Genomic DNA, 21,064 nt, shown 5'->3' on the forward strand with positions numbered 1-21,064 from the left:
CATGGACACCTTCCGGGTGATGCGGCAGGACGACAACGGCAACCGCTTCGAGGTCGCCAAGGGCCTCGGCCGGGCCGAGGCCGAGGAGGTGGCCGCGCGCTTCGAGGCGCGCGGCCACAAGCAGCTGTACTGGGTGGAGGCCGAGGGCGCATAGGGTCTGGCCCATGGAGAAGGCCATGGAGAACCCGGTCGAGGGCCCCGGCGCGGGCCGGGCCGGGAACCGGATCGTCGTCGGCGGCGCGCTCGTCCACCGGGGCCGGGTGCTGGCCGCCCGCCGCAGCGCACCGGCCGAGGTGGCCGGCCGCTGGGAGTTCCCCGGCGGCAAGGCCGAGCCCGGCGAGACCGAGACGCAGGCGCTGGAGCGCGAGCTGCGGGAGGAGCTGGGCGTCCGGGCGAAGGCGCTGGAGCGGCTGCCCGGTGCGTGGCTCGTCCGGCCAGGCCTGGAGCTGCGTTTCTGGGCCGCCGAGCTGCTCTCCGGTGACCCGAGGCCGCTGGAGGACCACGACGAACTCCGCTGGCTGGGCCCGGCCGAGCTCGCCGACGTCGACTGGATCGACCACGACCGTGAGGTCCTCCCGCACATCGCCCGCCTGCTGACGGCCTGACCGGCCGGACCTGCCCGACCACCGCCACCATCCCCGCCACCACCCCCGACCCCGCCTCCGCTGCCCCGTCGACGCGCCGGATGCCGCGTAGGTCAATCGGAAAAGACGACCTGGTCGCCGGGATAGCCTGGGCTCTGCTGGGTATGTCGCTTTTTGGCACTATTCGTCACCATCGGTGAGCCGCCCCCAGCCGGCGACGCCGATCCCGACCAGAGCCGGAGGCCCCGTCGGTGTCGAATACCGGTAACGGCGGCGGGGGAGCACGGCGTACGGGCGCCGGCGGGAGCGCAGCCGCTCGCGCCCGGCTGCGCCGTGGCGTGCGCCCGGCGGCGCCTCCGCCGCCCGCCGGCCGCCGCCGGAGCGACGGCGCCGTCCCCGAGACCCCTCAGCAGTCGACGCCGGCGCCGTCCCCGGTGGTGTCCGGCACCCCGTCGCGGGCGGGTGCCCGCAGCCGGCCCGGCCGGCCGTTCCCGGGCGGTCCCGGCGACCAGGGCGGCCCCGGCGGGCACTCCGGCGGCAACCTCTTCGACGTCGTCAAGGTCGCCATCGCGATCCTGGACACCGCGGGCCGGGTGGTGCTCTGGTCCCCGGCCGCCGAGGAACTGCTCGGCTGGCCGAACGAGCTGCTGGTCGGCCGCCGGATCGACGACCTGATCCCGGACGAGGACCAGGTCGCCCGGATCCGTGCCGCGATCCAGGACACCCTGCGGCACGGCCGCTGGGCCGGTCTCGCCGAGCTGCGCGACCGGGACGGCGCCGCCGTCACCGTCGACGCCCGGATCTCCCTGCTGGTGGACGGCGACGGCACCCCGTTCCTCCAGGTCAACATGGCCGAGGCGGGGGCCGTCCGGGCCGTCGAGCGCGACCTCGCCGTCCGTGACGCGCTGTTCGAGCAGTCCCCGCTGGGGATCGCCATCATGGACACCGACCTGCGCTACACCGCCGTCAACCAGACCCTCGCCGAGATGAACGGCGTCGCTCTCGAGGACCATGTCGGCCGCACCACCGGCGAGACGCTGCCCGAGCGGGCCGCCGACGAGATCACCGCCATCCAGCGCCAGGTGCTCGCCACCGGCGAGCCGGTCATCGACGTCACGCTGGCCGCGCCCGTCACCGCCCGGGCCGGCTACCGCTCGATCTCCTACAACCGGATGACCGACCGGGCCGGCCGCGTGCTCGGCATCTCCGGCACCGTGATGGACGTGACCGAGCGGTACCGGGCGGTCGCCAAGGTCGAGCACGCCCGCCGCCGGCTCTCGCTGCTCAACGAGTTCGGCTCCCGGGTCGGCGACCTCCTGGACGCCTCCCGGATCGCCCAGGAGCTGGCCAGCGCCGTCGTCCCGAGGCTCACCGACCACTCCGCGGTGATCCTGCTCCAGGCCGTCGCCCACGGGGACGACCTGCCCCGGCACGGCCACGACCGCCGCACCTCGCTGCTCCAGCTGGGCACCGCCTCCGTCCAGGACGGCCCCGAGGTGGAGGTGATGCTCAGACGCGGGGCCCGGATCACCTTCGCCGAGGACTCCGCCTGCGGCCGGGTGCTGCGCACCGGCGTTCCCGAGCTGCTCTCCGGCGCCGACCAGCTGAGTGACGTGACCTACCCGGGCGACCCGAAGATGCAGGCCGCCCACGACCTGGGCGTGCACTCGATGCTGGTGGTGCCGCTGCGTGCCCGGGGGATCGTGATCGGCCTGCTGCTGGTCAGCCGGGCCGGCTACCGGGAGGGCTTCGACCGCGACGACCTGGCCTTCACGGTCGAGCTGGCCGACCGGGCCGGCAGCTCCCTGGACAACGCCCGGCTGTACGCCCGCGAGCGCACCGCCGCGCTGACCCTGCAGCGCACCCTGCTCCCGCAGCAGGTCCCGCAGCCGACCGGCGTCGAGGTCGCCTACCGGTACGTGCCCGGCAGCAGCGGCACCGAGGTCGGCGGCGACTGGTTCGACGTCATCCCGCTGCCCGGCGACCGCACCGCGCTGGTGGTCGGCGACGTGATGGGCCACGGTCTGCGGGCCGCCGCCACCATGGGCCGGCTGCGCACCGCCGTCCGGGTGCTGGCCGCTCTCGACCTGCCGCCGGACGTCCTGCTGCGGCACGTCCACGAGCTGGCCGACGACCTCGCCCAGGGGCCGGACGAGGCGCTGCTGGCCACCTGCATCTACGCCGTGTTCGACCCGGCGACGGCCCGGCTGACGGTGGCCAAGGCGGGCCACATCCCGCCGGTGCTGATCGTGCCGGCCGACGAGTCCGACGAGCCGACCCGGACCGGCGGCCCGCTGCCCGGCGGCACCGGCCGGATCCTCGACCTGCCCTCCGGCGCCCCGCTCGGCGTCGGCGGCGTCCCGTTCGAGTCCGTCGAGCTGAAGATCCCCGAGGGCAGCCTGCTCGCCCTCTGCACCGACGGCCTGGTGGAGTCCCGGGACAAGGACCTGGACGTCGGCCTCGGCCGGCTGCTCGTCGTCCTCGAACAGTCGTACGCCTCCATCCAGGCGGCCTGCGAGGCGGTGCTGGACACCATGGAGCAGGGCCGCGAACCGGACGACGTGGCGCTGCTGCTCGCCCGGCTCGGCCACGGTCAGGCCGGCACCCCGACCGCCGGCTGGACCCTGCCCGCGGAGCCCACCGCCGTCTCCCGGGCCCGCCGGCTGGTCCGGGCCACGCTCGTCGAATGGGGCGTCGAGGAGCTCACCGACATCACGGAACTGCTGGTCAGCGAGCTGGTCACGAACTCCGTCCGGTATGCGAGCGCACCCATCGGAGTACGGTTGACGCTCGGTGAGACGCTGCTGGTCGAGATCTCCGACCCGCTGCCCGACCCGCCCCGCGAGCGCCACGCGGAGGAGGCGGACGAGGGCGGGCGGGGGCTGGAGCTCGTGCGCCGGCTCGCGCTCCGCTGGGGCGCCCGGGCGGAGGGTATGGGCAAGGTTGTCTGGTTTGAGCAGGCCCTGCCGGGTAATGAGCCCGACGAGCCGGGAGCCGAGTAGGACGCGAGTAGAACGGGGCCGCATATGCCAGCAGGGGGCCGGGGGGAGCGCGCACTCCGGCAGGGGGCGCGGGCGTGGCATTGTGGTTGCGCGGGCGGTAGGACAAAAACCTTCGCCCGATCTGATGTTGTGATGTTGAGGGCGTGTGAACGTACCCCTCGATGATGAATACTCGGTCTTCTCGACATCCGGACGGTCGCGGGTTGGAGGGGTCGGTCCGTTGAACAGCACCCCGGCGCGGAATGCGCCGAGCAGCAGCGGTCATGCCGCTGTGCCCGGGCAGGCCGGGTCCTCCCACCTGCCCGGTCCCGTGGCGGCGCCCGCCGCGGGGTCCCCCGGCCGTGCCCCGGCGGCCCGGCCGATGGCCGACGCCCACCACTGGGGCGCCGGCGACCCGGGCTCGATCTACGACTACATCCGCGTCGCCACCTTCACGATCGGCCCCGACGGCCGGATCAGCCAGTGGAGCGGGCGCGCCGCCGACTTCTTCGGCCTGCCCGCCGCCGAGGCGGTCGGCGCCGACCCGATCACCACCTTCGTCCCGCGCGAGCTCTGGCAGCGCGGCCGCGCCCGGCTGGAGCGCACGCTGGCCGGTGAGGAGTGGGTCGGCACCACCCCCTACCGGGACGCGGCCGGCCGCGAGGGCCTCGCCGAGCTCTACCTCATGCCCGACAGCGCGCTGCCCACCGCCGGCGCCACCTGTCTCGCCGTCGACCTCGGCCGGCTGCGCCGGATCGAGACCGACCTCGCCGCCTCCGAGGCGGTCTTCGGCCAGACCCCGACCGGCTTCATCCTCTTCGACGACCGGGTCCGCCTCCAGCGCGTCAACGAGGCCTTCGCCTCCGGCCTGGGCCTGACCCCCACCGACCTCGAAGGCCTCACCCCGCACGACCTCTTCCCGCCGTCCGAGGCCGACCGCCTCACCGCGGCCCTGCGCAAGGTCCTCGCCACCGGCGAGCCCGTCTTCGACCTGCGCTTCCACTCCACCGTCCCCACCCGCGAGGGCAACCGGCTCTGGGCCGTCTCGCTCTACCGGCTGAACGGCTCGGCCGGCCAGCCGATGGGCGTCGCCGGCCAGGTCTCCGACGTCACCAGCCGGCACGTCGCCGAGCGCGAGGCCGACGGCGTCCGCCGCAACCTCGCCCTGCTCAACGAGGCCAGCGCCCACATCGGCTCCACCCTCGACCTGGAGACCACCGCGAAGGAACTGCTGGACGTCGTCGTCCCGCCGTTCTGCGACCTCGCCACCGTGGACCTCTACACCGCGCTGCTCTCCGGCGAGACCGTTCCCAGCGCCGGCCGGCTCGGCGACACCGTGCTCACCGACGGCAGCGGCGAACTGCGCCGGGTCGCCGTCTCCAGCGTGGTCGGCGGCGCCTCCTCGGTCCTCGGCTCGGTCACCGGCCTGCCGATCGCCGAGCCCGGCGGCACCCTTTGCTACCCGCGCCGCTCCCCGCACGCCCGGGCGCTGCGCACCGGCCGCAGCGTCGTCCCCGACCCCGGGCCGGACCCGCTGCTGCGCTCCACCCTGATCGTCCCGCTGGTCGCCCGCGACCAGGTGCTCGGCCTGGTCCAGCTGTCCCGCGCGATCGGCAGCGAGCCCTTCGACGCCAGGGACGTCGCGATCGCCGAGGAGCTCGTCGCCCGGGCCGCCGTCTGCATCGACAACGCCCGGCTCTACCGCCGCGAGCACGAGCGTGCCCTGATCCTCCAGCGCAGCCTGCTGCCCCCGGGCAACCCGGCCGCCAGCGGCCTGGAGATCGCCTGCCGCTACCTGCCCAGCAACAACAACACCGAGGTCGGCGGCGACTGGTTCGACGTCATCCAGCTGCCCGGCAACCGCACCGCCCTGGTCATCGGCGACGTCATGGGCCGCGGCCTGCGCGCCGCCGTCGCCATGGGCCAACTGCGCACCGCCGTCCGCACCCTCGCCATGCTCGACCTCGAACCGGCCGAGGTGCTCACCGCCCTCGACGAGATCGCCCGCGGCCTCGGCGACGACTCCGCGCCGCCCGTCGGCCCGCCCACCCCGTACGGCCGGCTCACCTCGACGGCCGACGAGGAGGCCCGCGAGGTCTACCTGGCCACCTGCGTCTACGCGGTCTACGACGCCGTCACCCGGCGCTGTGTGTTCGCCAACGCCGGCCACCTGCCGCCCGTCCTGCTCAGCCCCGGCGAGAGCGCCCGGATGCTGGACGTGCCGCCCGGTCTGCCCCTGGGCGTCGGCGGCGAGCCGTTCGAGGAGGTCGAGCTGACCCTCCCGGACGGCGCCGTGCTCGGCCTCTACACCGACGGCCTGGTGGAGAGCCGCAAGCACCAGCTGGACGAGGGCCTGCGCGCCTTCCGCACCGCGCTGTCGGCCGAGGGCAAGGGCCTGGAAGACCTCTGCGACCATGTGCTCGGCGAGCTCAACCCGCACCACGGCGAGGACGACATCGCCCTGCTGATGGCCAGGGTGCACGCCTTCCCCGAGGACGCGGTCGGCAACTGGTTCCTCCCGCCCGAGCCGACCTCCGTCGCCAAGGCCCGCGAGCTGGCCTGCAGCTGGCTGCTGGCGCGCGGCCTGGAGGAGCTGGTCGACACCACCGAGCTGCTGGTCAGCGAGCTGGTGACGAACGCGCTGCGGCACGGCCGGGGCGAGATCCGGCTGCGGCTGCTGCGCGACCGGAACATGGTCTGCGAGGTCTGGGACGACGGCTACGCCCAGCCGCGCCAGCGGCGCGCCCAGGAGACCGACGAGGGCGGCCGCGGCCTCCAGCTGGTCAGCCTGCTGGCCGAGCGCTGGGGCAGCCGGCGCACCCCCAAGGGCAAGATCGTCTGGTTCGAGCTGTCGCTCTGACCCCCGGGCCACCGCACCCGGGCGCTTCGGCTGTCCGGGTGCAGTAGCCCGCCGGCCCGCCGTGTCGGCGGGCCGGGCCGCCCCCGGACGGCGTTCCATGGCCGCCATGCGCGCCCGCCAGCTCACCGCCGCAGCCGCCGCGCTGCTGCTCGCCACCAGCACCCTGGCCGCCTGCACCGGCGACCGGGCACCCGCCCCCGCGCCGGCCCCGGTGCCGGCCCCGCCCACCATCACCACCGGTGACGTCCGCCCGTACGACCGGGACACCGTCCGGGACGGCGGCACGCTGCGCTGGGCGGTGGACGCCGTCCCGGCCACGCTCAACGTCTACCAGCCGGCCGCGACCGCCGACTCGGCGCTGCTCGCCCACGCCCTGTACCCCTCGCTGTTCCGGCCCGACGAGCACGGCCGGCCGGTCGCCGACCCGGACTACCTGGTGGCCGCGGAGTCCACCCCGCCGGGGCGGCGGCCGCAGGTGATCACCTACCGGCTCAACCCGAAGGCCGTCTGGAGCGACGGCACCCCGTTCTCGGCGGCCGACTTCACCGCCCAGCGGGCCGCGCTCTCCGGTCCCGACACCGCGTACACCAGCACCCGCCCGGCCGGATACGGCTTGATCGACTCGATCGAGCAGGGAGCCGACCCGGCCGAGGTCAAGGTCGTCCTCCGGCAGCCGTACGCCGACTGGCGGGCGCTGTTCAGTCCCCTCTACCCCGCGGCCCGGACGGCCACCGCGACCGCCTTCAACCAGCCGCTGACGGGCACGGGGCAGGTGACGGCGGGGCCGTACGCGGTGGCCGGCTACGACCCCGAGGGCGGGCGGGTCACCCTGGGGCGCAACCCGCTCTGGTGGGGCGACCCGGCGAAGGCGGACCGGATCGACTTCCTGGCCGCGCCGCCCGAGCAGCGGCTGGACGGGCTCGACCAGGACCGGCTGGACATCGCGCCGCTCACCGCCGCGGTCGACCGGGCCGGCGTCCTGTCGGGCGCTTCCCCCGATGCTTCGCCCAGCGCTTCCCCCACCGTTTCCGGCACGGCCACCCCCACCCCCGCCGCCGCGCCGCCCGCCGCCGTACCGGAGGCCGCCGTCCGGGAGCTGCGGCGGGCGGAGGCGCTGCCCGGCGTCACCGTGCACCGGGCCGCCGCGCCCTCGCTCACCCAGCTCACCCTCAACGCCGCCCACGAGCCGCTCACCGACCCGGCCGTCCGCGCCGCCCTCGGTCTGGCCGTCGACCGGCGGCGGATCGCCGATGCCGCGCTCACCCCGCTCGGCCTGGCCGCCGCACCGCTCGGCAGCCACCTCCTCACCGCCGACCAGGACGGCTACCGCGACAACGGGCCCGCCGCTGACCCGGCGGACGTGAGCCGGCTCCTGGACGAGGCGGGCTGGCGGCGCCCCACGGACGACGGCACCCGGACCAAGGACGGCAAGGACCTCGCCCTCACCCTGCTGATCCCGGCGGGCTCCGCCACCGCCCTGCGCACCGCCGACGCGCTGACCGCCGACCTGGCCGAGTCCGGCATCGCCGTCCGGCCGGTGACGGCGCCCGCCGAGACCTTCGTCCAGGACCACCTGGCCACCGGCGACTACGAGCTCGCCGTTCTCTCCTGGCCGGCCGGTTCGAACCCGGCCACCGAGCAGCGCCCGGTCTACGCCAAGCCCCGGCCCGACCCGGACGGCGTCCTGGAGGCCGGCACCAACTTCGCCCGCGCCGGTACCGAGGAGATCGACCGGCTCTTCGACCGCGCCGCCGCCGAGCTCGACCTCGACGCCCGTCTCGCCCTGCTCCAGGAGGCCGACACCCGGATCTGGCAGCTCGGTCACTCCGTTCCCCTCTACCAGCGGCCCGACCTGGTGGGTGTCCGGTCCGGCGTCGTGGGCGCCGGGGCGTGGGGCTTCGGGTGGCCGCGCTTCCAGGACATCGGCTGGGCCGGCGGGGAGCAGAGCCCCGAGGCCACTCCGTCCGCGTGGTGAAGCGCGGTGAGGACGGGGTGATCCACTTGTGATCTTGATCCCGCCCGACCTGCCCGTTTCGGCCCACCTGGGTGGTTCCCCGTACGATAGGAGGAAGCCGTGGCATGTCCTGCCCGGCGGGTGGACCGGTAGTAGCAGGCGGAACGGGCGGCGGCGATCAACAGGGATCGCCGGTCGGCGTCTCGCGGCCGGGCGCCGAAACCCACGATTCCGGGAGAATCAGCCAGGCATGCCCACGCGCAACGACATCCGTAACGTCGCCATCGTCGCCCACGTCGACCACGGCAAGACCACTCTGGTCGACGCCATGCTGAAGCAGGCCGGCGCCTTCGCCGCCCACCAGCAGCTCGACGACCGCATGATGGACTCCAACGACCTGGAGCGCGAGAAGGGCATCACCATTCTCGCGAAGAACACCGCCGTCAAGTACCACCCCAAGGACGGCGGGGCTCCCATCACCATCAACATCATCGACACCCCGGGCCACGCCGACTTCGGTGGCGAGGTCGAGCGCGGTCTGTCCATGGTCGACGCCGTCGTCCTGCTGGTCGACGCCTCCGAGGGCCCGCTGCCGCAGACCCGCTTCGTGCTCCGCAAGGCGCTCACCGCGCGCCTGCCCGTCATCCTCTGCATCAACAAGACGGACCGCCCGGACTCCCGGATCGACGAGGTCATCAACGAGACCTACGACCTGTTCCTGGACCTGGACGCCGACGAGGACCAGATCGAGTTCCCGATCGTCTACGCCTGTGCGCGTGACGGCGTGGCCTCGCTGACCAAGCCGGAGGACGGCACCGTCCCGGCCGACAGCGACAGCCTGGAGCCGTTCTTCTCCACCCTGCTGGAGCACGTCCCGGCCCCGACCTACGACGCCGAGGCCCCGCTCCAGGCGCACGTCACCAACCTGGACGCCGACAACTTCCTCGGCCGTATCGCGCTGCTCCGCGTCGAGCAGGGCGAGCTGCGCAAGGGCCAGACCGTGGCCTGGATCAAGCGGGACGGCTCGATCTCCAACGTCCGCATCTCCGAGCTGCTGATGACCGAGGCGCTCACCCGCAAGCCGGCCGAGGTGGCGGGCCCGGGTGACATCTGCGCCGTCGCCGGCATCCCGGAGATCATGATCGGTGAGACCCTCGCCGACACCGAGAACCCGATCGCGCTGCCGCTGATCACGGTGGACGAGCCGGCCATCTCGATGACCATCGGCACCAACACCTCGCCGCTGGTCGGCCGTGGTGGCAGCGGCAAGGGCGCGGACGCCAAGTCCGCGGTCAAGGACCGCAAGGTCACCGCGCGGCAGGTGAAGGACCGCCTGGACCGCGAGCTGATCGGTAACGTCTCGCTGCGCGTGCTGGACACCGAGCGCCCGGACGCCTGGGAGGTGCAGGGCCGTGGTGAGCTGGCGCTGGCCATCCTGATCGAGACCATGCGCCGCGAGGGCTTCGAGCTGACCGTCGGCAAGCCGCAGGTGGTCACCAAGGAGGTCAACGGCAAGACCCACGAGCCGGTCGAGCGCCTGACGGTGGACGTGCCGGAGGAGCACATGGGCGCGGTCACGCAGCTCATGGGCGTCCGCAAGGGCCGGATGGACAACATGTCCAACCACGGCTCCGGCTGGGTCCGGATGGAGTTCGTCGTGCCGTCCCGCGGCCTGATCGGCTTCCGTACCGAGTTCCTGACCAGCACCCGCGGTACCGGCATCGCGCACTCGATCCACGAGGGCCACGAGCCGTGGTTCGGCACGCTGACGACCCGCAACAACGGCTCGCTGGTGGCCGACCGGGCCGGCGTGGTCACCGCCTTCGCGATGACCAACCTGCAGGAGCGCGGTGTGCTCTTCTGCGACCCGGGCACCGAGGTGTACGAGGGCATGATCGTCGGCGAGAACTCGCGCGCCGACGACATGGACGTCAACATCACCAAGGAGAAGAAGCTCACCAACATGCGTTCCTCGAACGCCGATGTGGCTGAGTCGATTGTCCCGCCGCGCAAGCTCTCGCTGGAGCAGTCGCTGGAGTTCTGCCGCGAGGACGAGTGCATCGAGGTGACCCCGGAGACCGTCCGTATCCGCAAGCTCGTCCTGGACCAGAAGGACCGCGGCCGCACCGCCTCGCGCGCCAAGAAGTCGTGATCTGTTCGGTCTGATCGGGCCTTTGGCCGGAAACGATCGCCCCCCTCTCCACCGGAGAGGGGGGCGATCGTTTTTCACTACTCCACGCTGTCGACGCGCGTATAAACGGAATAGCGCTTAACACCGCAAGGTGTCCGCTGAGCGAACGTGACAGTCCGTCATTCATGACGACTGTCCGTTTAATGCCTGTCTGGCTATGTCTCTTATGTCCGGTTTTCGAAACTTACTGACCGTTCATGTGACCTAATTGAGATCGGCATTGGTCACTTTCGTGTCCGTGCGTGACGGATAGTGGGTGCAGTCAGGCTCGGGTCAAGGGTTAACGCGCAGGGGTGCGCGCCGAAACCACGAGCGCGGACGGCATGGCGGACCGGTGACAACCGCCCGCCTGCTCTCCTCGTTGGAAAGTCGAATTCAGGAGGCATCCCCCATGCGCGGTGCAACCCAGACCAAGTGGATCGTCGCGGCGACCGCTATCGCCCTCGCGGCGACCGCTTGCAGCGCCAGCTCGAAGAGCAGTGACAGCAAGGCGGGCGCGTCCGCCGGCGGCACGATCGCCGTCGAGCTCGGCGAGCCGCAGCACGGTCTGGTGCCGCAGAACACCGCGGAGTCCGAGGGCTCCGAGGTGCTCAACGCGGTCTTCGCCGGCCTGGTCGACTACGACCGCAAGACCAACGCCCCGAAGCTGCGCGTGGCCGAGTCGATCGAGTCCACCGACAGCAAGGTCTGGACGATCAAGCTGAAGGACGGCTACACCTTCCACAACGGTGAGAAGGTGACCGCCAAGTCCTTCGTGGACGCCTGGAACTACGGCGCCAACCAGGACAACGCGCAGGAGAGCCTGCCCTTCTTCAGCAAGATCGAGGGCTCCGAGGAGCTGGCCCCGGGCAAGGACAAGAAGCCCTCCGCCAAGGAGCTCAAGGGCCTGAAGGTCGTCGACGACAAGACCTTCACCGTCACCCTGTCGGCGCCGTTCTCGCAGTTCAAGACGATGCTCGGGTACAACGCGTTCTACCCGCTGCCCACGGCGTTCTTCAACGACCCGAAGGCGTTCGGCGAGAAGCCGATCGGCAACGGCCCGTTCGAGATGGACGGCGCCTGGGAGCACAACAAGCAGATCAAGGTCAAGCGCTTCGAGAACTTCCCGAGCTCTGACACCAAGGCGAAGCTCGCCGGTGTGACCTTCAAGATCTACGACAACCTGGACACCGCGTACAACGACCTGCGCGCCGACAACATCCAGGCCACCGACAAGCTGCCGATCTCGGCCATGTCGACCGTCAAGAGCGAGTTCGGCGACCGCTACATCTACAAGCCCGAGTCGGGCGTCGGCTACATCGGCTTCCCGATCGCCACCAACCCGGAGACCTACGGCAAGCCGGAGATCCGCAAGGCGATCTCGATGGCGATCGACCGGGAGGCGATCACCAAGACGATCTTCTCGGGCACCCGCGTCCCGGCCGACGACTTCGTCAACCCGCTGGTCAACGGCTACCGCAAGGGCGCCATGGGCGACGCGGCCAAGTACGACCCGGTCAAGGCCAAGGAGCTCTTCACCCAGGCCAACGGTGTTCCGAACAACACCATCGAGCTGGGCTACAACGCGGACGGCGGCCACAAGGAGTGGATCGAGGCCGTCGGCAACCAGCTGAAGAAGAACCTGGGCGTCGAGGTCACCTTCAAGCCGTTCGAGAAGTTCGGCAAGATCCTGGACGCGCTGGGCGACAAGCAGTACTCCGGCGCCTTCCGCATGGCCTGGTCGATGGACTACCCGTCGATCGAGAACTACCTGCGCCCGATCTTCTCCAAGGTCGCCATCGAGAACGGCTCGAACTACGGCGGCTACGTCAACGAGCAGTTCGAGACCCTGCTGAGCCAGGCCGACCAGGCGAAGACGGAGGAGGAGGGCCTCAAGCTGTACCAGCAGGCCGATGACGTCCTGATCCAGGACCTCCCGTACATCCCGGTGTACACCTACATGTCCTCCGCCGCGTACACCAAGAAGATCAAGAACTTCGACACCGACGCCCAGGGTCACATGAACCTGGCCGAGGTCGAGCTGGCCTGATCTGTAATCAGACGATCGGGGGCGGGCGGACCGGACTACAGTCCGGGTCCTCCCGCCTCCCTTCCTTGTCCGAAAGTATGGAGGTCTGATGGGCCGCTATGTCATCCGCCGACTGATACAGGCGATCCCTGTCCTGCTCGGTGCGACACTGCTGATCTACGCACTGGTGCACTACCTGCCCGGTGACCCGGTGCAGGCGCTGGCCGGCGAGAAGCGCGTCGATCCGCTCCTGAGAGAACTGATCCGCGAGAAGTACCACCTGGACGACCCGTTCCTCGTCCAGTACTGGAACTACATCTCCGGCGTCTTCCAGGGCGATCTCGGCGAGAGCCTCACCGGTCGTGCCGTGACCGACATGATCAGCGAGGCGTTCCCCTACACCGTCAACCTGGCCCTGGTGGCGTTCATCATCGAGGCGGTCGTCGGTGTCCTGGCGGGCGTCATGGCGGCCCTGCGCCGGGGCAAGTTCCTCGACCAACTGGTCCTCATCAGCACGCTGCTGGTCATCTCGATCCCGGTCTTCGTCACCGGCTTCGCGCTGCAGCTGCTGCTGGGCGTGAAGCTCAAGAACGACTACGGCATCGATTTCTTCCCGGTCTCCTTCCACGAGGAGGACGGCCTGCGGGCGTACCTGCTGCCTGCCTTCGTGCTGGCGTCCACCTCGCTCGCGTACGTCGCCCGACTGACCCGCACCAGCCTGATGGAGACGATGCGTGCGGACTACGTCCGCACCGCCGTCGCCAAGGGCCTGAAGCGCCGTCGGGTGATCGGCCGTCACGCCCTGCGCAACGCGCTGATCCCGATCGTCACCTTCCTCGGTGCCGACCTGGGCGGCCTGATGGGTGGCGCGGTCATCACCGAGAAGATCTTCAACATGCACGGCATCGGCGGTCTGCTCGCCCAGTCCGTGTACCAGAAGCAGGGCACGGTGATCGTCGGCATGGTCACCCTCCTGGTGGTGATCTACCTCGTCACCACCCTGCTCGTGGACCTGTTGTACGCCGTGCTCGACCCGAGGATCCGCTATGAGTGACACCACCACCGTGGGCAGCGAGGCACTGTCCGGCGACACCGGCAAGACCGATCCGCCGAAGAAGCAGAAGACCGAGCGGGCGGCCAGCCTCTGGTCCGACGCCGTGCGCGACCTGCGCCGCAACCCGGTCTTCCTGATCGGTGCCGCGCTGGTGCTGATCCTGCTGGTGATGGCCGCCGTGCCGCAGCTGTTTACCAGCGGCAGCCCGTTCGACGGCGACGCCTGCGACCTGGCCAACTCGCTGAAGCGGCCGAGCGCCGAGCACTGGTTCGGCTTCGACGTGCAGGGCTGCGACGTCTACACCCGTACGGTGTGGGGCGCCCGCAACTCGATCATCGTCGGTGTCCTCACCACCCTCGCGGTCACCGTGGTCGGCTCGCTGCTCGGCCTGCTGGCCGGCTGGGTCGGCGGCATCACCGACAGCATTCTGTCGCGCTTCACCGAGGTCTTCTTCTCCATCCCGCTGCTGCTCGGCGGCATGCTGATCATGTCGATGCTCGGCAAGGGCAACGCCTACACCGTCTCCCTGGTGATGGCCGTCCTCGGCTGGCCGCAGATCTTCCGCATCATGCGCGCGTCGGTGCTCTCCAACAAGTACAACGACTATGTGATGGCGGCCCGCGCGCTCGGGGCCAGCAGCATGCGGATCACCTTCCGCCACATCCTGCCGAACGCCATCGCGCCGGTCATCGTCATCGGCGCGATCAGCCTGGGCGTCTACATCGGCGCCGAGGCCGCCCTGTCCTACCTGGGCATCGGCGTGCAGTCCCCGGAGATCTCCTGGGGCCTGATGATCAGCGACGCCTCGGCCCGCTTCCTGACGGCCCCGCACGTGCTGCTCTTCCCGTCGGCCGCGCTGAGCATCACCGTGCTGGCCTTCATCATGCTCGGCGACGCGGTGCGCGACGCCCTCGACCCGAAGCTCCGCTGAGAGAAGAGGTGACGACCCGATGACCACCGTGATCGAGAAGAACAGCAAGAGCGGACGCCTCGAAGTGGGCACCCCGCTGCTGGAGGTCCGTGACCTCCATGTGGAGTTCCACACCCGGGACGGCGTCGCCAAGGCCGTGAACGGCGTCAACTACTCCGTGGCCGCCGGTGAGACCCTGGCGGTGCTCGGCGAGTCCGGCTCCGGCAAGTCGGTGACCGCCCAGACCATCATGGGCATCCTCGACATGCCGCCCGGCAAGATCAGCCAGGGCCAGATCCTCTACCGCGGCGAGGACATGCTCGCCATGAAGGAGGAGCAGCGCCGGCTGATCCGCGGCCAGAAGATCGCGATGATCTTCCAGGACGCGCTCTCCTCGCTGAACCCGGTGATGACCGTCGGTGCCCAGCTCGGCGAGATGTTCCGGGTGCACCAGGGCGCCTCCCGCAAGGAGGCCAAGGACAAGGCCATCGAGCTGATGGAGCGGGTGCGCATCCCCGCCGCCAAGCAGCGCGTGGGCGACTATCCGCACCAGTTCTCCGGCGGTATGCGCCAGCGCATCATGATCGCGATGGCGCTCTCCATGGAGCCCGACCTGATCATCGCCGACGAGCCCACCACCGCCCTGGACGTCACCGTCCAGGCCCAGGTGATGGACCTGCTCGCCGAGCTCCAGGCCGAGTACAACATGGGGCTGATCCTGATCACCCACGACCTCGGCGTGGTCGCCGACGTCGCGGACAAGATCGCCGTCATGTACGCCGGCCGGATCGTCGAGACGGCTCCGGTGCACGAGCTGTACGCCAACCCGGCGCACCCGTACACCAAGGGCCTGCTCCGTTCCATCCCGCGCCTGGACCAGAAGGGCCAGGATCTGTACGCGATCAAGGGTCTGCCCCCGAACCTGCTGAAGGTTCCGGCCGGCTGCGCGTTCAACCCCCGCTGTGACGTCGCCACCGACCTGTGCCGCACGGAGACCCCGAAGCTGCACCAGGTGACCGACAAGGACGGCAAGGAGCTCACCGGCCGCCGCAGCGCGTGCCACCTCTGGAAGGAGACCCTCCATGGCTGAGCCCATCCTGGAGGTCAAGGACCTGGTCAAGCACTACCCGCTGACCCAGGGCATCCTCTTCAAGAAGCAGGTCGGCGCGGTCAAGGCGGTCGACGGCGTCTCGTTCGACCTGGCGAAGGGCGAGACGCTCGGCATCGTCGGCGAGTCCGGCTGTGGCAAGTCCACGCTGGCCAAGGTGCTGATGAACCTGGAGCGGGCCACCTCCGGCCAGGTGCTGTTCAAGGGTGAGGACATCTCCCGGCTCTCGGGCGCGGGGCTGAAGGCCGTCCGCCGGAACATCCAGATGGTGTTCCAGGACCCGTACACCTCGCTGAACCCCCGGATGACGGTCGGCGACATCATCGGCGAGCCCTTCGAGATCCACCCCGAGGTGGCTCCCAAGGGCGACCGCCGCAAGGCCGTTCAGGACCTGCTGGACGTCGTCGGCCTGAACCCGGAGTACATCAACCGGTATCCGCACCAGTTCTCCGGCGGTCAGCGCCAGCGCATCGGCATCGCCCGCGGCCTCGCGCTCAAGCCGGAGGTGATCATCTGTGACGAGCCGGTCTCCGCGCTGGACGTGTCGGTGCAGGCGCAGGTGATCAACCTGCTGGAGCAGCTCCAGGACGAGTTCGAGCTCTCGTACATGTTCATCGCGCACGACCTCTCGATCGTCCGGCACATCTCCGACCGCGTCGGCGTGATGTACCTCGGCAAGATGGTCGAGATCGGCACCGACGAGCAGATCTACGAGAACGCCACGCACCCGTACACCCAGGCGCTGCTCTCCGCGGTGCCGGTGCCGGACCCGACGGCGCGGGAGTCCCGCGACCGGATCATCCTGAGCGGCGACATCCCCTCGCCGGCCAACCCGCCGTCCGGTTGCCGGTTCCGCACCCGCTGCTGGAAGGCGGAGGAGCGTTGCTCCACCGAGATCCCGCTGCTGGCGGTGCCGTCCGTGCTGAGCGGTCCGGCCGCGCACGAGTCGGCCTGCCACTTCGCCGAGGTTCGGGAGACGGCCGCCGCCGTCTGATCCCCGAGGCGCCATCAGGAAGGGCCCGCGGCCATCGAGCCGCGGGCCCTTCCGGCGTTCCGTCAACTTGCCGCCGCGGAGGTGTACCCGTCCGGGGGTACCCGGCGCGCGCCGCCGCAAGGGCACGCTTCTCATGGGGTGTGATGCGACACACACCTTGAGGAGGGACCTCCATGCCCGCAGCCACTCGTGTTCGTTGGGTCCTCGCCGGAGCGGCATCCGTGGCCCTGGCGGCCGGCGGGTGCAGCAGCAGCGGCGGAGGCGGAAGTTCGTCGGACAGCGGCAAGACCTTCAGCTACCAGAGCAGCGAGCCGCAGAACCCGCTCCAGCCGGCGAACGCGAACGAGGTCGGTGGCGGTCGCATCCTGCAGAACCTCTTCAGGGGGCTGGTGGACTACGACCCCGGCGATGCCAAGATCCGGATGCAGGTCGCGGACAAGATCGAGACCAGTGACTCGCAGACCTTCGCCATCACGCTGAAGGACGGCTGGAAGTTCCACGACGGCACCCCGGTGAAGGCGAAGAACTTCGTCGACGCCTGGAACTGGGGCGCGACCACCACCAACAACCAGATCAACAGCTCGTGGTTCTCCGACATCGAGGGCTACAAGGACGTCCACCCGGACAGCGGCCAGCCGGCCGCGACCACGATGTCCGGGCTGACCGTCGTCGACGACACGCACTTCACCGTCAAGCTGAGCGGCAAGGTCTCGTACTTCGAGTACAAGCTCGGCTACATCGCCTTCTCCCCGCTGCCGGACGCCTTCTTCAACGACCCGTCGGGGTACGGGCAGAAGCCGGTGGGCAACGGGCCGTACCAGTTCGTCAGCTGGTCGCACAACCAGCAGGTGGTGACCAAGGCCTTCCCGGACTACCAGGGCGTGGACAAGCCGAAGAACGGCGGCGTCGTCTTCAGGATGTACAACACGTCCGAGGCGGCCTACGCCGACCTGCTGTCCAGCAACCTCGACGTGATGGACCAGGTACCGCCGTCCGCGCTGGCGACGTACCGGAGCGACCTCGGGGACCGGGCGATCGACGAGCCGCAGGGTGCCATCCAGAACATCGGCTTCACGCTGTACCAGGCGGACTGGTCCGGCCCGGCCAAGGCCAAGGTCCGGCAGGGTCTGTCGATGGCGATCGACCGCGACACCATCACCAAGACGGTGCTCCAGGGCTCGCGCAAGTCCGCCTCCGCCTGGGTGGCCGAGGGCGTCGAGGGCTACAAGGCCGGCGTCTGCGGCGACAACTGCACGTTCGACCCGGCCAAGGCCAAGCAGCTGATCACCGAGGGCGGCGGGGTGCCCGGGAACAAGCTGACGATCACCTACAACGCGGACGGCGGCCACAAGGAGTGGGTGGACGCGGTCTGCAACTCGATCCGGCAGAGCACCGGGGTGGACTGCACCGGTGATCCGAAGCCCGACTTCAAGACCGCCCGCGCGGCGATCACCGGGCACCAGATCAACGGCGCGTTCCGCACCGGCTGGGTACAGGACTACCCGCTGAACGCCAACTTCCTCGCCGACGTCTACCGCACCGGCGCCGCCTCCAACGACTTCGGCTACAGCAGCCCGAAGTTCGACCAGCTGGCCGCCAAGGCGGACCAGGCCGCCAGCGTCGCCGACACGGTGACCGGCTACCAGCAGGCCGAGGCCGTGCTGCCCGGGGACATGCCCGCCATCCCGCTCTGGTACTACCGTACCAACTCGGGCTACTCCACCAAGGTCCAGAACGTGAAGTTCGACTCCTTCGGGAACCCGGCCTGGACCCAGGTCGAGGTCAAGGGCTGACCCTCTCCCGCCCCCGCGCCCGTCACCGGACCGGGGGGCCGGCCGCGAGGGCCGGGGAGAGAGGGCCGTCCCACGCCGGGCCCCGCCCTCCCCGCACGGAGGGCGGGGCCCGGGCACTCGGCCAATCGGTCACCTAGGAAGGAGGCTCGGATGGGCAGTTATGTGCTGCGGCGGGTGCTGCAGATGATCCCGGTGTTCTTCGGCACCACGCTGCTGATCTTCCTGATGGTCTACACGCTGCCGGGCGACCCGGTCGCGGCGCTGTTCGGGGACAAGGCCGCCGATCCCGCCGTCGTGGCCAACCTCAAGCACAAGTACTACCTCGACCAGCCGATCTGGAAGCAGTACCTGCACTACATGGGGAACCTCTTCCAGGGGGACTTCGGGACCAGCTTCACCGGCCGCCCGGTCACCGACATCATGGCGAACGCCTTTCCGGTGACCATCCGGCTGGCGCTGATGGCCTTCGCGTTCGAGCTGGTCCTGGGGCTCTGCCTCGGCGTGGTCTCCGGACTCAAGCGCGGCAGCGTCCAGGACACCCTGGTGCTGATCCTCACGCTGCTGGTGATCTCGATCCCGGTCTTCGTGCTGGCGTACATCGCCCAGACGGTGTTCGCCACCAATCTGGGCTGGGTCACCCCGACCGTGCAGGACTCCCGGGACCTCTCCCAGCTGCTCCTGCCCGCGATCGTGCTCGGCTCGCTCTCGCTCGCGTACGTCGCCCGGCTCGCCCGGACGTCCATCGGCGAGAACCTGCGCGCGGACTACATGCGGACGGCGGTGGCCAAGGGGCTGCCCCGGCGGACCATCATCTCCCGTCATCTGCTGCGCAACTCACTGATCCCGGTGGTCACCTTTCTCGGCACCGACCTCGGCGCACTGATGAGCGGCGCGATCGTGACCGAGGGGATCTTCAACGTGCAGGGCATCGGCAACGTCCTGTACCGGGCGATCAACCAGAAGGAGGGACCCACCGTGGTCGGCATCGTGACCGTCCTGGTGATCGTCTACCTGGTCGCCAGCCTGCTCGTCGACCTGCTCTACGCGGTCCTGGACCCGAGGATCCGCTATGCCTGACATCCACGACGAGAACTCGTACGAGCCGCATCCGAAACCGGGGGTCTCACGCTTGGACTACGCCGGCGAGCAGGGCATGGCGGTCGAGCAGGAGACCCTGGTCGAGGCCGACGTCATCAAACGGGAGGAGGCCCGCAGCCTCTGGGGCGACGCCTGGCGGGACCTGCGGCGCCGGCCGATCTTCCTGATCTCGGCGGTGCTGATCCTGCTGCTGGTCGTGATGGCGGTCTTCCCCTGGGCGTTCACCGACGCCGACCCGCGCAGGGCCGACCTGGTCCACGACTACCTCAGACGCCCGGACTGGGCCGACTTCTTCGGGGCCGGCTGGTTCGGCTACGACGGGCAGGGCCGGTCCATCTACGCCCGGGTGGTGTACGGGGCCCGCGCCTCGATCACCGTCGGCATCTGTGTCACGGCGGCCGTCACCCTGCTCGGCGGTCTGGCGGGCATGGTCGCCGGCTACTTCGGCGGCGGCGTGGACGCGGTGATCTCCCGGATCGTCGACATCTTCTTCGGCATCCCGCTGCTGCTCGGCGCGCTGGTGCTGCTGAACGCCTTCGCCACCCGCACGGTGTGGAGCGTGGTCATCGCGCTCGCCTTCCTCGGCTGGACCCAGATCGCACGGGTGATGCGCGGCGCGGTGCTGACCGTCAAACAGTCGGACTACGTGGTGGCCGGCCGGGCGCTCGGCGCGGGGACGGGGCGGCTGATGTTCCGGCACATCCTGCCCAACGCGGTCGCACCGGTGATCGTGGTCGCCACCATCGCGCTCGGCGGCTACATCGCCACCGAGGCCACGCTGAGCTTCCTCGGCATCGGTCTGCAGGACCCGACCATCTCCTGGGGCATCGACATCTCCTCCGCCCAGAAGGTGATCCGGACGGCCCCGTTCGCGCTGTTCTTCCCGGCCGCGGCGCTCTCCGTCACCGTGCTGGCCTTCATCATGCTGGGCGACGCGGTGCGCGACGCCCTCGACCCGAAGCTTCGCTGAGCGAGGGGGACGCATCGTGACAACAGCTGTCGACACCGTCAGGTCCGCGCGGGAAACGCCCTACGAGGGGCCGCTGCTCGACGTTCGCGACCTGCACGTGGAGTTCGCCACCCGGGACGGTGTGGCGAAGGCCGTCAACGGGGTGAGCTACTCGGTGTCGGCCGGTGAGACCCTGGCGGTGCTGGGGGAGTCGGGTTCGGGCAAGTCGGTGACCGCCCAGGCGATCATGGGCATTCTGGACATGCCGCCGGCCCGCATCCCCCGGGGCGAGATCCGCTTCCGGGGCCAGGACATGCTGAAGATGGGCAAGGAGGAACGGCGAAAGGTCCGCGGCCGGCGGATCGCGATGATCTTCCAGGACGCGCTCTCCTCGCTGAACCCGGTGCTCAGTGTGGGCTTCCAGCTCGGTGAGATGTTCCGGGCCCACCAGGGGGCTTCACGCAAGGAGGCCAGGGACAAGGCCATCGAGCTGATGGAGCGGGTGCGCATTCCCGCGGCCAGGCAGCGGGTGAACGACTATCCGCACCAGTTCTCCGGCGGTATGCGTCAGCGCATCATG

Annotated in this window: 15 protein-coding genes; all 15 read left to right on the forward strand. The window is 70.4% G+C overall.

Going from position 1 to position 21,064, the window contains the following annotated elements; translation table 11 throughout:
• Position 1: 1 nt before the first annotated feature.
• A complete protein-coding gene (locus AB0P06_RS13845; RefSeq protein WP_363607465.1) occupies positions 2-154 on the forward strand; it encodes an SPOR domain-containing protein in 153 nt (50 codons plus the stop codon).
• Between the two features lie 10 nt (positions 155-164).
• A complete protein-coding gene (locus tag AB0P06_RS13850; protein ID WP_363607466.1) occupies positions 165-605 on the forward strand; it encodes an NUDIX domain-containing protein in 441 nt (146 codons plus the stop codon).
• Between the two features lie 416 nt (positions 606-1,021).
• Positions 1,022-3,586: a SpoIIE family protein phosphatase gene (locus AB0P06_RS13855; RefSeq protein WP_363607467.1), complete on the forward strand. Its 2,565-nt coding sequence runs from the start codon at positions 1,022-1,024 to the stop codon at positions 3,584-3,586.
• A 361-nt stretch (positions 3,587-3,947) separates the two neighbouring features.
• Positions 3,948-6,425: a SpoIIE family protein phosphatase gene (locus AB0P06_RS13860; protein WP_363607468.1), complete on the forward strand. Its 2,478-nt coding sequence runs from the start codon at positions 3,948-3,950 to the stop codon at positions 6,423-6,425.
• Positions 6,426-6,531: 106 nt separating this feature from the next.
• Positions 6,532-8,400, forward strand: a complete 1,869-nt coding sequence (locus AB0P06_RS13865; RefSeq protein ID WP_363607469.1) for an ABC transporter family substrate-binding protein — start codon at positions 6,532-6,534, stop codon at positions 8,398-8,400.
• A gap of 229 nt (positions 8,401-8,629) precedes the next feature.
• On the forward strand, positions 8,630-10,531 hold the full coding sequence (gene typA, locus AB0P06_RS13870; protein ID WP_363607470.1) for a translational GTPase TypA: 1,902 nt from the start codon (positions 8,630-8,632) through the stop codon (positions 10,529-10,531).
• 430 nt (positions 10,532-10,961) lie between these two features.
• Positions 10,962-12,599, forward strand: coding sequence for an ABC transporter substrate-binding protein (locus tag AB0P06_RS13875; RefSeq protein ID WP_363607471.1), 1,638 nt, complete (start codon positions 10,962-10,964; stop codon positions 12,597-12,599).
• 88 nt (positions 12,600-12,687) lie between these two features.
• Entirely contained in the window at positions 12,688-13,632 is a 945-nt protein-coding gene (locus AB0P06_RS13880) for an ABC transporter permease (RefSeq protein WP_363607472.1), read from the forward strand.
• Positions 13,625-14,563 (forward strand): ABC transporter permease, encoded by a 939-nt coding sequence (locus tag AB0P06_RS13885; protein WP_363607473.1) that lies wholly within the window; start codon positions 13,625-13,627, stop codon positions 14,561-14,563. Before AB0P06_RS13880 ends, AB0P06_RS13885 begins: the two co-directional genes overlap by 8 nt.
• 19 nt (positions 14,564-14,582) lie before the next feature.
• The gene (locus tag AB0P06_RS13890) at positions 14,583-15,632 is read left to right on the forward strand and encodes an ABC transporter ATP-binding protein (RefSeq protein ID WP_363607474.1); all 1,050 of its coding nucleotides are present in this window, start codon (positions 14,583-14,585) and stop codon (positions 15,630-15,632) included.
• Complete coding sequence (locus AB0P06_RS13895; RefSeq protein WP_363607475.1) at positions 15,625-16,644, forward strand: dipeptide ABC transporter ATP-binding protein; 1,020 nt, start codon at positions 15,625-15,627, stop codon at positions 16,642-16,644. Before AB0P06_RS13890 ends, AB0P06_RS13895 begins: the two co-directional genes overlap by 8 nt.
• Positions 16,645-16,817: 173 nt before the next feature.
• Entirely contained in the window at positions 16,818-18,437 is a 1,620-nt protein-coding gene (locus AB0P06_RS13900; RefSeq protein ID WP_363607476.1) for an ABC transporter substrate-binding protein, read from the forward strand.
• Positions 18,438-18,587: 150 nt separating this feature from the next.
• The gene (locus tag AB0P06_RS13905; RefSeq protein WP_363607477.1) at positions 18,588-19,514 is read left to right on the forward strand and encodes an ABC transporter permease; all 927 of its coding nucleotides are present in this window, start codon (positions 18,588-18,590) and stop codon (positions 19,512-19,514) included.
• Between the two features lie 76 nt (positions 19,515-19,590).
• Positions 19,591-20,505 carry an ABC transporter permease gene (locus tag AB0P06_RS13910; RefSeq protein WP_363607485.1) on the forward strand — a complete coding sequence of 305 codons (915 nt, stop codon included), beginning with the start codon at positions 19,591-19,593 and terminating at the stop codon, positions 20,503-20,505.
• 16 nt (positions 20,506-20,521) lie between these two features.
• A partial coding sequence (locus AB0P06_RS13915; protein WP_363607478.1) for an ABC transporter ATP-binding protein occupies positions 20,522-21,064 on the forward strand: 543 nt, incomplete at its 3' end.

Origin of the sequence: Kitasatospora sp. NPDC088351, assembly GCF_040685575.1 — a bacterium.
Lineage (GTDB): Bacteria > Actinomycetota > Actinomycetes > Streptomycetales > Streptomycetaceae > Kitasatospora.

Bases quoted from the DNA above. Each gene is read 5' to 3' on its own strand.
- AB0P06_RS13845 (WP_363607465.1), top strand. From the start codon at position 2: ATGGACACCTTCCGGGTGATGCGGCAGGACGACAACGGCAACCGCTTC.
- AB0P06_RS13850 (WP_363607466.1), top strand. From the start codon at position 165: ATGGAGAAGGCCATGGAGAACCCGGTCGAGGGCCCCGGCGCGGGCCGG.
- AB0P06_RS13860 (WP_363607468.1), top strand. From the start codon at position 3,948: ATGGCCGACGCCCACCACTGGGGCGCCGGCGACCCGGGCTCGATCTAC.
- AB0P06_RS13865 (WP_363607469.1), top strand. From the start codon at position 6,532: ATGCGCGCCCGCCAGCTCACCGCCGCAGCCGCCGCGCTGCTGCTCGCC.
- typA (WP_363607470.1), top strand. From the start codon at position 8,630: ATGCCCACGCGCAACGACATCCGTAACGTCGCCATCGTCGCCCACGTC.
- AB0P06_RS13875 (WP_363607471.1), top strand. From the start codon at position 10,962: ATGCGCGGTGCAACCCAGACCAAGTGGATCGTCGCGGCGACCGCTATC.
- AB0P06_RS13880 (WP_363607472.1), top strand. From the start codon at position 12,688: ATGGGCCGCTATGTCATCCGCCGACTGATACAGGCGATCCCTGTCCTG.
- AB0P06_RS13885 (WP_363607473.1), top strand. From the start codon at position 13,625: ATGAGTGACACCACCACCGTGGGCAGCGAGGCACTGTCCGGCGACACC.
- AB0P06_RS13890 (WP_363607474.1), top strand. From the start codon at position 14,583: ATGACCACCGTGATCGAGAAGAACAGCAAGAGCGGACGCCTCGAAGTG.
- AB0P06_RS13895 (WP_363607475.1), top strand. From the start codon at position 15,625: ATGGCTGAGCCCATCCTGGAGGTCAAGGACCTGGTCAAGCACTACCCG.
- AB0P06_RS13900 (WP_363607476.1), top strand. From the start codon at position 16,818: ATGCCCGCAGCCACTCGTGTTCGTTGGGTCCTCGCCGGAGCGGCATCC.
- AB0P06_RS13905 (WP_363607477.1), top strand. From the start codon at position 18,588: ATGGGCAGTTATGTGCTGCGGCGGGTGCTGCAGATGATCCCGGTGTTC.
- AB0P06_RS13910 (WP_363607485.1), top strand. From the start codon at position 19,591: ATGGCGGTCGAGCAGGAGACCCTGGTCGAGGCCGACGTCATCAAACGG.